Annotated in this window: 10 protein-coding genes; all 10 read right to left on the bottom strand. The window is 56.2% G+C overall.

What is annotated here, in order from left to right:
- Positions 1–329: 329 nt before the first annotated feature.
- The 10 genes from cysQ to NKH12_RS14770 all read right to left on the bottom strand — a co-directional run bounded on the left by cysQ (position 330) and on the right by NKH12_RS14770 (position 12,565).
- Positions 330–1,118 carry a 3'(2'),5'-bisphosphate nucleotidase CysQ gene (gene cysQ / locus NKH12_RS14815; protein ID WP_352953804.1) on the bottom strand — a complete coding sequence of 263 codons (789 nt, stop codon included), beginning with the start codon at positions 1,116–1,118 and terminating at the stop codon, positions 330–332.
- A gap of 10 nt (positions 1,119–1,128) precedes the next feature.
- Positions 1,129–3,066, bottom strand: a complete 1,938-nt coding sequence (gene cysN / locus NKH12_RS14810) for a sulfate adenylyltransferase subunit CysN (RefSeq protein ID WP_352953802.1) — start codon at positions 3,064–3,066, stop codon at positions 1,129–1,131.
- 2 nt (positions 3,067–3,068) lie between these two features.
- On the bottom strand, positions 3,069–3,974 hold the full coding sequence (gene cysD / locus NKH12_RS14805; RefSeq protein ID WP_352953801.1) for a sulfate adenylyltransferase subunit CysD: 906 nt from the start codon (positions 3,972–3,974) through the stop codon (positions 3,069–3,071).
- A gap of 474 nt (positions 3,975–4,448) precedes the next feature.
- Positions 4,449–5,768 (bottom strand): O-antigen ligase family protein, encoded by a 1,320-nt coding sequence (locus NKH12_RS14800; protein ID WP_352953800.1) that lies wholly within the window; start codon positions 5,766–5,768, stop codon positions 4,449–4,451.
- Entirely contained in the window at positions 5,765–6,874 is a 1,110-nt protein-coding gene (locus NKH12_RS14795) for a tetratricopeptide repeat protein (protein ID WP_352953799.1), read from the bottom strand. The genes NKH12_RS14800 and NKH12_RS14795 overlap by 4 nt, the downstream gene beginning before the upstream one ends.
- 37 nt (positions 6,875–6,911) lie before the next feature.
- Complete coding sequence (locus NKH12_RS14790) at positions 6,912–9,290, bottom strand: GumC family protein (protein ID WP_352953798.1); 2,379 nt, start codon at positions 9,288–9,290, stop codon at positions 6,912–6,914.
- A 48-nt stretch (positions 9,291–9,338) separates the two neighbouring features.
- Positions 9,339–10,124 (bottom strand): polysaccharide biosynthesis/export family protein, encoded by a 786-nt coding sequence (locus NKH12_RS14785; RefSeq protein WP_352953797.1) that lies wholly within the window; start codon positions 10,122–10,124, stop codon positions 9,339–9,341.
- Positions 10,124–10,933 (bottom strand): tyrosine-protein phosphatase, encoded by an 810-nt coding sequence (locus tag NKH12_RS14780; protein ID WP_352953796.1) that lies wholly within the window; start codon positions 10,931–10,933, stop codon positions 10,124–10,126. The genes NKH12_RS14785 and NKH12_RS14780 overlap by 1 nt, the downstream gene beginning before the upstream one ends.
- A 312-nt stretch (positions 10,934–11,245) precedes the next feature.
- Positions 11,246–11,737 (bottom strand): hypothetical protein, encoded by a 492-nt coding sequence (locus tag NKH12_RS14775; protein ID WP_352953795.1) that lies wholly within the window; start codon positions 11,735–11,737, stop codon positions 11,246–11,248.
- 354 nt (positions 11,738–12,091) lie between these two features.
- Entirely contained in the window at positions 12,092–12,565 is a 474-nt protein-coding gene (locus NKH12_RS14770; protein WP_352953794.1) for a hypothetical protein, read from the bottom strand.
- Positions 12,566–12,729 lie beyond the last annotated feature (164 nt).

Here is a 12,729-nt window from a genome sequence, read left to right as displayed (position 1 = left end):
TAAGCTCTGAAATCGTCATGTGTCGAAGCCCTCAAAGGCTCCGAACATCGTCCTTCACGCCGATCACCGAAAGGTGCCGTCGGGACATCGCTTACGCCGGTTGCCTCACAAAGCCGTATATTCCAATCATGGCGCACGCGGATTTGAGCCGCGGCCAGTTCGTGTATTTTGTCTCAAGGCGCAACGTTTTGGGGCGAATCGTTTCGACGAAGAGATTCTACACTGCGCGCCAGATGCCCACGACCGAGCCGGGGATCGTGACGCGCGGTTTAGAGAGTCATGTTTCGCTCGGAGATTCCTTCCCTGCAGGGCCAGCGACGCTACAATCGTCAGGTTGGCCCGGCTACCTTGCCGCTGGCAATGAAATGCGGGTTGGCGAAATCCTCGTCGTCGCTCTGGTCGCGCTTGCCATAGATGAGCGGCTGGCCGTCCAGAGTGCGCGTCATGCCGCCCGCGGCGCGGAGTACTGCATCGCCGGCCGCGGTGTCCCATTCCATGGTGCGGCCGAAGCGCGGATAGACGTCCGCCTCGGCGCTGGCGACAAGACAGAATTTCAGCGACGAGCCGATCGACACGATCTCGGCAGCGCCCACGGTGCGAATATAGGCTTCGGTCTCCGGCGTATTGTGGGACCGGCTGGCGACGACAGTCAGTGGCGCCACACCCGTTCGGGCCGAAATCGGCCGACGGCCGATGATCTGGTAGTCACCATTGACTTCGATTGCTTCCGCCCTGCCCGGCCGGCCGGAAAAGAAGCGTCCCGTGCATGGCGCAAAGACCACACCGATCTCCGGCACGCCGTGGCGAACGAGCGCGATGTTGACGGTGAAGTCGGTCCTGCGGTTGACGAATTCCTTGGTGCCGTCGAGCGGATCCACCAGGAAGAAGGCGTCGTCGAGGTCGGGCGGCACGATGCCGGTCGATGCCTCTTCCTCAGCCACGCAAGGGATATCGGGGAACGCCGCGCGCAGCCCAACGAGAATGATCTTTTCGCTCTCGCGATCGGCCTCGGTCACCGGCGAGCTGTCTGATTTCTGGTCGACCGCGCAGCCGGCATCGAAGACGCGCATCACCTCTCGCCCCGCCGCCAAGGCGATGCTCTCGAACACGCCGAGCATCGCTTCGTCGTCAGATGCCGCCGCCGCTATCATATTGGTTTTCGGCAATGTCACGCTCGTTCAGCCAGAGTTCCAGGGCCTCTACCATCTCCTCGGCAGACTTGGCGAGTGTCTTGAGATGGATTTCGGGGTTTTCCGGGGCTTCATACGGTGAATCAACGCCGGTGAAATTCTTGATTTCGCCATTCAACGCCCGCGCATAGAGGCCCTTCGGATCGCGTCTGGCGCATTCCTCAAAGGGTGTGTCGACAAACACCTCGACGAATTCACCGTTGGCCATCAACTCCCTGGCCATGCGCCGCTCGGCCCTGAATGGCGAAATGAAGGAAACGATGACGATCAGCCCGGCATCGGCCATCAGCCGCGCCACTTCCGCAACGCGGCGAATGTTTTCGACGCGGTCGGCGTCGGTGAAGCCAAGATCGCGATTGAGGCCGTGGCGGACATTATCGCCATCCAGGATGTAGGTATGCCGGCCGGTGGCGAACAGCTTCTTCTCGAAAAGATTGGCGATGGTCGACTTGCCCGAGCCCGAGAGCCCGGTGAACCAGAACACGGCGGGCCGCTGGTTCTTCAGATCGGCACGGCCGTGCTTGCCGACATCAAGCGATTGCCAGTGGATGTTTTCGGCGCGGCGCAGCGAATGCAGGATCATGCCGGCGCCGACCGTGGCGTTGGTGATGCGGTCGATCAGGATGAAGGCGCCGGTCGTGCGGTTCTCGGCGAAAGTATCGAAGGCGATCGGCGCCCGCGTCGATATGTTGCAAATTCCGACTTCGTTCATTTCGAGCGACTTGGCCGCCTCATGGGCAAAGTCGTTGACGTTGACGCGGTACTTCAGGTCGGTGACGGTGGCACTGGTCTGATCGGCCTCGGTCCGCAGGATGTAGGAGCGGCCCGGCAGCAGCGCATGCTCATCGAACCAGACGATGTTGGCGGCGAACTGGTCGGCGACCTGCGGCCGCGCCGCCGGCGACACCAGCATATTGCCGCGCGAGACCTCGACCTCGTCGTCGAGAACAAGAGTGATGGCCTGGCCGGCGACCGCTTGGCTCAGGTCGCCGCCATGCGAGACGATGCGCCTTACATGAGCGGACTTGCCGGATTTGGCGACGACGACCTCGTCGCCTGTTGAGACGGAACCGGACGCAATCGTGCCGGCAAAACCGCGAAAATCGAGATTGGGGCGGTTCACATACTGCACTGGAAAACGGAACGGCAGTTCGACAACGGTTTCATCGACCGACACGGTTTCCAGATGTTCGATCAGCGTCGGGCCGGAATACCATTCTGTCTTGTCCGAGCGGCTGGAGACGTTGTCGCCATAGCGGGCAGACATCGGGATGGGCACGATCGTCTCGAAGCCGAGCTGGTGCGAAAATTGCCGGTAGTCTTCGATGATGCGTTCGAACACGGTCTTGTCGAAGCCGACGAGATCGATCTTGTTGACGGCCAGGACGATGTGCCGGATGCCCAGCAGCGAGGCGATGATCGAGTGGCGCCTTGTCTGGCGCAGCACGCCCTGCCGGGCGTCGATCAGCACGATGGCCAGATCGGCGGTCGACGCGCCCGTCGCCATGTTGCGCGTGTACTGTTCGTGGCCGGGTGTGTCGGCAACGATGAATTTGCGTTTCGGCGTGGCGAAAAAGCGATAGGCGACATCGATGGTGATGCCCTGCTCGCGCTCGGCCTCTAGGCCATCGACCAGCAGCGCGAAATCGACGTCGTCGCCCGTTGTCCCGTGCTTGCGCGAATCACGCTCGAGCGCGGCAAGCTGGTCCTCGAAAATCTGCTTGGTATCCGAAAGCAGGCGCCCGATCAGCGTCGACTTGCCGTCGTCCACGGAACCGCAGGTCAGGAAGCGCAGCAGCGACTTTCGTTCCTGAACCGCCAGATAGTCACGAATGCCGTCGGTGGGGGCGAGGCTCTCGGCCATGATGTGGCGCATGCTCAGAAATATCCCTCGCGCTTCTTCTTTTCCATCGAACCGGCTTCATCACGGTCGATCAGGCGGCCCTGCCGTTCGGAGGTGCGCGCCGTGAGCATTTCGCCGACAATGGCCTCCAGCGTATCGGCGTCCGATTCGATCGCGCCGGTCAGCGGATAGCAGCCGAGCGTGCGGAAGCGCACCAGCCGGTTCTCCACTGTTTCGCCCGGGCGCAATTCCATACGGTCATCATCCCTCAGAATGAGCATGCCGTCGCGTTCGACGACCGGCCGCTCCTTGGCGAAATAGAGCGGCACGATCGGGATGTCTTCCTGGAGAATGTACTGCCAGATATCGAGTTCGGTCCAGTTCGACAACGGAAACACCCGGATCGATTCACCGGTCGCGATGCGGGTGTTGAATATCTTCCACATCTCCGGCCGCTGGTTCTTCGGATCCCATACGTGCTGGGCGTTGCGGAAAGAGAAGATCCGCTCCTTGGCGCGCGACTTCTCCTCGTCGCGCCGCGCCCCGCCGAAGGCTGCATCGAAGCCGTATTTGTCAAGCGCCTGCCGCAGCGCCACGGTCTTCATCACATGCGTATGTGTATTGGAGCCATGGTCGAAGGGATTGATGTTGTCGCGCACACCATCGCCGTTGACGTGGACAAGGAGATCGAAGCCGAGCTTTTGCGCCATCTGATCGCGAAAGGCGATCATCTCGCGGAACTTCCAGGTCGTGTCGACGTGGAGAAAGGGAAAGGGCGGCTTGGCGGGATAAAACGCCTTCATCGCAAGATGCATCAGCACGGAGGAATCCTTGCCGACCGAATAGAGCATAACCGGCTTGGCGAAGGCCGCCGCTACCTCGCGAAAGATATGGATCGATTCAGCCTCGAGCTGCTGAAGGTGCGTAAGCGCGATGTTCATGGACTGTAAGCGTTCTCTCGTGCCAATCCAGACCTTGCATCGATGCATCAGGCGCAATTTTCAGCGGCCCGGTTCAAGCTTCACTTCTGGACAATCTTATTTTGTGCAGGCGTTCTAGCAGATCGCTATCCTTTATAACAATGCAAGACAGGCCTGCCCCGGAGTGGTTCGGGAATGAATTTTCCACGCAGAGGCGAGAACCCGGAAATTCCTGCTCAACGGGCTGATGGGCTTGGTGGCCCAAGAAAAATATTCCTGAGGGGCCGGATCAGCGCCAACTCGGCTACACTTCCTGCGGTTACGAGTGGCGGCCTGCGGTTACGAGTGGTGGATTGAGCAGCATTGTCGATTTTGATGGCAGCCCGGCCCTGCCGCGCTCGAAATCCATGATCAGTCGCTATACAGGTCCCTAGAATATAGGAGAGCGACCCGTCGGTCGCGAACGGCAGCTCGCAGAGCCGTCGCCAAGAGGCGCTACGACGAAGTTCCGATGGGAACAAACAACTTGTCACCGTTGTGGTCGATCTCGATCAATTCGTTCCTCTGGGCCAAACGGTCTGCAAATCCTTTGTGGAAGATAATGGCGTTCATATAGGCAAACGTCATTGCAAGCGCTTCGGTCCGCAATGGATAATCGACGAGTGAATGGATGAGAAGGAAAGATACCGAGAGGAAAGCTGCCTTTTGAAGTGGATCTCGGCGAATTCTGACAAGCCCCGCAAGAAGTAATATGAAATAAAACATCATAAGTAGAATTGCAATAACCCCACCCTCGAAGGCTATTTCAAGGTAATCATTGTGGGCATGATTAACATATTGCTTGAAAATCATCCCTTCCTTTTCATATATCTGATAGGCCTTTTGAAAATTCCCAAATCCAACGCCAGTAGCCAAATTCTCTTTGATTCCCTCAATAGTGGTGCGCGCAAATTCTCCTCGCCCAAAGGCCGGATCGACCACCTCGGCATCGATCCTAGTCCACGCGCCTATCGTGTAGACCGAGAGCCCTATGAAAATCGCGAGGATGCTCAATCCACTCACCCTCGAACGCGCTGAAAGAAACACAATCGATAGTACGGTAATCGCCAACCCAATCAGAACGCCAGCACGCGAACCGGCAGCCAAAAGGAGCAGCAAAAGCGAGACCAGTCCGAGCGATCCTGACAGGAGATGTCCACGGAACAGACCGTAATAAACGACGAACGGGATAGAAACAAAAAGCAAAGCCGCAAAATGATTCTGATTGGCAAAAAGCCCAGCGTTGATCGTAAAAGGCAATAATCCCTCTATGGCGATATCTTCAGAGAGCGAATATTGAATCGCTCCCGCTAACCCATTGCAGATAACGCCCATAAAAAAGAACGGCAGAAGCCCTTGAACCTGCTCGGTGCGCAAACGCAATACGCTCAAGAAAAACGCGGCTGACGCCACCAGATACAACAGACATTCGATCGTCCGTCCGACTCCGACGCTGACGAAGCGAAATCCGCTCTGTCCCGCCAGCCATGAATCTCCGAGCAACAGCTCCGGTCGCAATCCGTTGAATATGGCCGCAGGCAACGGAACGATTTGTAAAATCACCAATGCCACAGCGAAGATAAGCAGCCACAGAATTGTAGACGGGATTCGTTGGCTAGAGGTCTGTGAAAAGACAGCTGCCGCCGTGATGATTGCCGCGACCTCAATCAGCGTGTCCGTATAGAGGCCGCTTGCAGTCCCTCCGCCGATCAGCAGCGATAGAAACAGAACCGATCCGAGGAGATATTTATCCCGTTCCGATGGTCGGTCGCTCAAGATGAAAGTCTCTCGATGCTCAATTTGTGCATTACCAACGTACCGACGTAGCGAAACCGCCAGCTCTCGGCAATGGCGGCCGTCTCCAGCCGTAACAATTGCATGGGGCAGCCAGCCGGTCCAACCGAAAAATCCTGACTGAGCGCCTGACGATTGTATGTACCCTCCGGAATATTGAACCTCGCTATTTCGCCGGCTGGACCCAAGCACCTGATCGACCAGAATAATTCCTTTGGAAGTTTCAGGTTCCTTGCGGAGGCATTCAGAGAAATCTTGTACGAACCTGGAGGGAGTTCAATATACTGCTGAAGAGAAGCGTTCTTGACGGGCGTGTTCAGGAAGCGAACCGTCGCTCCACCCTCACCTTCGACCGCATCCTGGGATGTTACAAAGGTAACTTCCAAACCTGACTGCTCGCCGACTTGCCAATCGAAAGGTTTACCACTGGGTACCGGTTCAAAGGTGCTGTTGAAAATGTACCCGCCCAACTTCCGTTCCTGATCAGACAGGCTGAAAAGAAACAACCGATACGCCTGTTCATATTTCTTCTGACGAATATGTTCGTAGATCACCCGTGACAATTCGCTCGAGTTTGGCGGCGCGCTTGATCCGGTCAAATCGAGCAGCAGCCGATTTGCGAAATCGAGCCCTTCCGGGGTTTTGCCAAGCGCGACGAACAGACTAGTTCTCCAAGGTGCCTCCGCCTTGATGGCTGCCAGAACGGCCTGGTATCCGTCGGGGCTCGAGAGGATTGTCGGCAGGCCCTCGGCGATAGCCGGAAATCGATCTGGCCATCGCCGTAGCAATATATCGATCTCGCCGACAGCCTTTGACAGATCGCCTGTCTCGATCGAATGGCCGATGGACCTCTGGAGCGCGTGGATTTCGGTCTTGGATAACTTTCGAGCTTGATCGAAGTACTCATAGGCTTCTTCTTTTTTGCCCTGTCGGTATTTGATCTCGCCAATCAGGCTGTAGAGACGCGCATCTGCCACGTCAAAGCGAAGCGCGCCTTCGGCCTTGGCGAGCAATGCGTCAAAATCGGGAGTGTTGCTTGTATCGTTCAGGTCGCCGGTGATTCCGCCTATCAAGGCATCGACGTTCAACGGATCCAGCGCGAGGGAAACGGCCGGCGTTCCAGTTTCAAGAAACCGACTTAGCCCGATCGACGAAGCCGCCAACACTAGAACGGATGCGACGAACCAAACGCCTGAACGCCGGAGATTTCGCATAAGCGGGCTGGTCTGCTCCGTCATCGACTTTGCCCTCAATTTTCGGGGTGCTCGTGCCGTAGTCGTAATACTGGTAATTCATATATTTATAGGCGTAGTTGTAATCGAACTTGTTCACTGCAAACTTCGACATTGCGGCTCCCACCACGTTCGCGCCGGCAGCTCGCAGACGCTTCAACGCCGTCTTCGCCGACTTGCGTGTCACCTGATTGGTAGAGATGACCATTAATGTGCCCTCGGCAAGCCGGCTGAGAATGGGGGCATCTGAAAGCCCGACGACCGGTGGGGCATCGATTATGACAAGATCGAAGCGCTTGCCAAGATTGGTAACAATCAGCGCCATCTTCGGCGAGGAGAGCAGGTCCGCAGGGTTGGGGGGGATCGTTCCAGAGGTCAGGACGGTCACATTAGGATATTTCGTCGCCCTGAAAATGCTTGCCAGATCCTCTTTGCGGACAGTGTTCGTCAGGAGATTGCTCAGTCCGATTGTGTTGTCGAGACCAAACAGCCGATGAAGGTTGGGCTTTCGAAGATCGCCATCTACAATAACAACTCTCGCACCGAGCGCTGCAAAATCCTGCGCGAGCTTGAACGAGGTGGTCGACTTGCCTTCCGACGGCTCCGAACTCGTGACCAACAGCGATCGCGGCGCACCTTCGGCGCCGGAGAACTGCAACGAAGTTCGAAGCGAACGGTAGGCTTCGGACAATCCTGATTTCTGGTCAGCGATACTGGCTATGAGTTCCCGGTCATCGATAAGCGGCAAGATGCCAAGCATCGCCAATCCCAACTCCTTCTCGATCTGCTCAGGATTGGTAAAGGTGTTGTTCAACAACTCGATGATGTAGATAATTGATGCACTCAGAGCCAAGAAAAGAGCCAAAGCGACCGCAAGATAGATGCTCAGGCGCGGAGAATAAGGACTACTAGGCTGCGTCGCGAAATCAACGATTGCCGCGCTTTGTGTCTTGAGTTCAGAGCTGACGCCGACCTCGTTCAGCTTGGCAATAAGATTATCATACTGCGACCTATTCGAATCAACCTCGCGCTTCAGGATCGTGTATTTGATGTTTTTGTCATTGAAGATAACCTGCTGCTTCTCCATCTCGGCAAGTTTGGACTTAAGGTCGGCTTCCTTGTTCTGAGCCTCCTGGTACTTCTGCCGCAACGAATCGGTTATGGTCAAAACGCCATTGTTATAAAGCCGTTGCAGTTCCTTGATCTGCGCCTGAAGCTGCTGCATTTCTGGAAAGCCAGGCTTCAATATGCCTAATTTCTGCTGATACTGGCTGGTCAAATCCGCCAGTTTATCGGTGATCCTCTGCAGACCTTCGCTTTCCAGGACCGGGCCAAGACTCGACCCGCGACCTTTGTCTATCTGGTCCACCATCCGTCCGGCATCGAGACGTTCCTGGATTGCTGTCGCGAGCGCGGTGTTCAGGGCCTCGATGTTCGACCCTATCAGCGATTTGTCGTCGCCGGTTATCGTAATGCCAACATCCTTTGCATAAGCGACCAGATCCTCTTCGGATTTCTGAAGCTTTTGCTTTACCTGCAAAACCTGTTCCTGGATGAACTGCCGTGCCAGGTCGGAAGTCTCGCTGGTCTGATCGAGGCGTTGATCGATAAAGCTTTGTGCGACCTGATTGGCTATATCACTTGCATATTTCGGGTTCTGGTCGACAAACGCAATCGACAGCAGGCTTGTGTTGGTGACAAGAGTGACCGTGAGGTCATTCATAACGCGACCGATCGCAATCTTCTCACGTTCCTCCGGGGTTTTCTCTTCTATTGAAGGCGATTTGGAAATTCCGAACGCACGATAGAAAATATTGCTAGGCGAGAAGTTCGGAGTCGGAAACAGAAAATCCGGCTTTTCGCTGAGCCCCAGTTGGAACACCACGCGTTGCGCCAATGCACGGCTTTTGAGCTTTTCACGGGCGGTTTGAAAGGCCCGCAGATCGCTGCTTTCAGAAACCACCTCAATGTCCTGGAAGACCTTGGCCGAAGGAACCAACACTTCCAATTGCGTTGTTGCCAGATATTTTGGCGTCTGCATCATGGTAACAACGGTGCCGGCAACCAGCCCGGCTGCCGCCATCATGACGATCAGCCACCGATACTGGACAACGTAAAACAGCAGCCTGAGTGGATTGAAGCCCTCGTCGTGCTCCGAATAATCGCGACCATACGAGCTATAGTTTTGCGCACCGTCATAATACAGGTCGGGAGACAAGGCTTGGCCATGTCCTGGGCCTGCAATTTGATGCTGCCTGTTGCGATCGAGCATAGCGCTAGATTATCCTAGGTTGCCTGTGTTTGGCTGGACGGAAAGCATCTATGGAACCAGCGCGCCAATTCGGGCTGCACTCGACGCGACACCGAGGGCGTCCTTGAGATTGTTCAGCGCTATCTTCGATTTCGAGGCGAAGACGACAATCTTGTCGCCACCATAGATGCGTGGATTGCGGCTCTTGCCGGCGCGAATCTGCTCCACATTGTAATTTGCAACCAACGTATTTGGGCCGACATTGCGATAGACAAAGACTTTTTTCGCGTCTCCAACATTGTTGAACCCTCCGGCAAGGGCGATCGCATCGATGAGAGAAGAATTGCTCGACACCGGAAAGATACCGGCCTTGGTGACTTCGCCGTCGACGGTAACGCGCTGTCCGATCGATTCCTTCACGAAAACCGACACATCGGGCGACTGCAGATAGTTGGCGCCGTAAGCCGATTCGATTTCCTGCTCCAGCTGACGGACGGTCTTTCCTGCCGCAATGACGGTCCCGATAAGTGGAAGCGAAATCTGCCCGCCGGCGTCGACTTGGACGATTCTGTTCAGATTGTCGACCTGGAATACATTCACCTCGAGCACGTCGTTCGGAGATAAAGGCTGCTCGCTGCCGTTCTGCGTATTTTGCGGCGCAGGCAGGTCCTTTACGACCTGCAGAGCACCGCCGCCCGAAAGCGACGCCGACGTTGATGTCAGTTGCAGCGCATCGACCGAGGTCGGCGAAGATGATGTCGTCGACGAGGTGCTGGTGCAGGCAGACATTGCGAGTGAAGCGAGCAAGACACATAACGTGCCCGTATAGCTTTTTGCGAAATGAAAAACGCCCATCACGCGGTCCCGCCCTTCAACAGGCGACCCAATCCTGCAAAGCGACCAACGTTGCCGGGGCTTGGCTTTTTCGAGCGTGCCTTTCCGACCGGCTCGAGAGGCCGGTTCGCCAATATTTCGCCTGGACGTTTCAACACCATATTGCGGGCCTCGTCTTCCCCACATCGCTTCGCGGCAACGGCGACTGCCTGCGAAAGCCCAGGCGGTCGACGGGTGGCGCCATGAGTGTCCGATGCGATAATATCTACCCTGCCCTCGTCAATCAGCTTTTCCGAATAGTAAAGCGCCGTGCGCCCAAAAGCACCAACAATCGAGTCTGCGGTAAGCTGAACAAGGCAGCCGATTGCATTCAACCTCTCGACAACGTCGTAATTTGCCTTGATCCAGGTTAACCGCTCAGGATGGGTAAGAATCGGAATGAACCCGGCGTTTATGAGGCGCAGAGCTAGATCTTCCAGTCTTGGCGGTAAAACGTGATGCGGCGGTTCGAAGAGAAAATAACGAGATCTGTTCAAGGTCGGCACGCTACCCACCGCCAATTGCTCCGGAAGATCCGGCGCTATATGGACGTCGGCCCCAACGTAAAGAGCAAGCGGTATTGCCGCGCTGCGCAGCGCCTGCTCCAACTCTTGAACCGCTCGGGTAATATTTGCCGATCCGTTTTCGTACATGCCGGGCACGATATGCGGCGTACACGCCATATGCGTCGTTCCATCTGCCACCGCAAGCCGCGCCATTTCCAGCGATTCAGCAAGACTGGGCGAGCCGTCATCAAGACCGGGCAAGATGTGGGAATGCAGGTCGATCATTGGCGTTTGTGGCCGCACTGAAGCAACGTGACGATTTCTCCCGGATAACAGGCAAATGCGCCACGCGCACGATAGCGAATGGCGCATTCGTCAAGTTCATGCAATGCGGTAGATGCCAGATTCAAGCTATTCGCTGACAGCGTTGTCGTCATCGTGCAAGCTAATGATCAGCGTTGCCGCACCCATCTGTCACAGCGCCCACCCAGTCGGGCGAGATGAAATCGCCCAGCCGGCACGCAAAGGCACAGAGACGCCGCCAATATAAAACAGCAGAGGCAGGCACATGCCTCTGCTGCATCGTCTTAACTGCGCCTATTGGCTGACGCCGCCGTTACCGTCGCCATCATCCTGCGTTGCAGCAAGAATACCAGCCGCACCAGCCATGCCCCCAAAAATAAAGAGCGGAGTGTTGGACCGGTTGTTGTCCCCCGGGGGAACCTGAGCCGTATGCTCAGAGCCCAACATTCTCAGGCAGATATTGTTCTCGACACGAGAAATGTCGAGGCTTGAGTTCGCAGGCACATCCAGGTTGCAGCCCCCGACATTGACGGAAGCCGATCCCCGGGCACCGACCACTACGCGGCTGCCGAAATCCAGAGCATTTCCCGCCTTGGCCGGGCCATAGCCAGCGGCTTGCGAAATCATTACGTCGCCATTGGCGGTCGCGATGGAACCAATCGAATTCGCTGCTGCCTGATAAGGTGTCGTACATGTGCATGGCGCGTCTTGAGCGAAAGACGAAACCGGGCCGAAGCCGATCGAGGCGACAAATCCGGCCAACGCAATTTTTACAGTAAGGTTCATTCGTTTCGATCCTTTTTTCCCGCCGTACCTCGGCCCCGCCCAAGCACTAAGGTATTAAACAAGCGCGTAACAGCTTTTTGCTTTGATTCCAACCTGTTTCGCCTTTGCGAGATGACTTTTTGGTTTCCGCTGTGTTTCAATAGACACACTCACTTGGCAGATTGAATCTTCCATTTTCGCTGCCGGCCACTGGCAATTTGTCGGAAGGCAGGTTCATTTGGTGGCCTTTGATAGTCGCCATCGCGCCAACCCTTCGTGCAGGGTTAGGCGTTATCGCACATCCTGTCTTTCATTTTATGACAGTCGCATTTCGCGGGAATCAGGGACGCCCTGGGCGGTTGGCGAAACCATAAGCTACGAGCCCGACAAACAAGATTTGTAGGTCGAACCCGCTTGCGCGGGCTGTCCGCACAAGATGCCATTCTCGGCAAGTTTCGCGGCTAAATCCATGCCATCGGACGTGAGGCACTGCACAACGATGGCATCACCAAACTTTGAGGCGACATTGCCGTCGCAAGGTGTCCCCGTGCCGACCGGCTTGCAGGTCAGGGCGAGCCCTTGGTAATCCCGGCGCGCCGCCTCCGTTACCATGGCACGCATGGATCGCGGCTTGGTAAACGCCACGCCGCACAGCACAATCTTGCGGCCGGCGACGCGAAGATCATCGACTGCCTGGACGAAAAGCTTGCCCTCAAACGGCTCAAGTGCCGCTTGTGGCTTTGGGGATTGCGGACGGACAGGCGTCCCTTTTTCCACGATAATGGCAAAGAAGCCAACCGCAAACGCCAAGGCAACAAGGGCAAGCAAGCCTATTTTCTTGAGCGACAATATCCTACTCCCGCCGTGGCCAAGCACGCATCTCTATCGCCAACGGAAACGCCCGCGCAACCACACCATTTGTTTGGTCGCATCGATAGCGGCTGAATGGGCTCCGACATTGGGTCAAAAAAACCGATGTTTGGCTCGAAAAACAACAGACCGTTTTCAATCGA

The sequence above is a fragment of the Mesorhizobium sp. M1322 genome, from assembly GCF_040318085.1.
Lineage (GTDB): Bacteria > Pseudomonadota > Alphaproteobacteria > Rhizobiales > Rhizobiaceae > Mesorhizobium.
This window is presented reverse-complemented; position numbering and strand designations above follow the sequence as displayed.

Coding starts and splice junctions, on each gene's coding strand:
- NKH12_RS14775 (WP_352953795.1), bottom strand. CDS start 11,737: ATGAACCTTACTGTAAAAATTGCGTTGGCCGGATTTGTCGCCTCGATC.
- cysQ (WP_352953804.1), bottom strand. CDS start 1,118: ATGCTCGGCGTGTTCGAGAGCATCGCCTTGGCGGCGGGGCGAGAGGTG.
- NKH12_RS14785 (WP_352953797.1), bottom strand. CDS start 10,124: ATGGGCGTTTTTCATTTCGCAAAAAGCTATACGGGCACGTTATGTGTC.
- cysN (WP_352953802.1), bottom strand. CDS start 3,066: ATGCGCCACATCATGGCCGAGAGCCTCGCCCCCACCGACGGCATTCGT.
- NKH12_RS14780 (WP_352953796.1), bottom strand. CDS start 10,933: ATGATCGACCTGCATTCCCACATCTTGCCCGGTCTTGATGACGGCTCG.
- cysD (WP_352953801.1), bottom strand. CDS start 3,974: ATGAACATCGCGCTTACGCACCTTCAGCAGCTCGAGGCTGAATCGATC.
- NKH12_RS14790 (WP_352953798.1), bottom strand. CDS start 9,290: ATGCTCGATCGCAACAGGCAGCATCAAATTGCAGGCCCAGGACATGGC.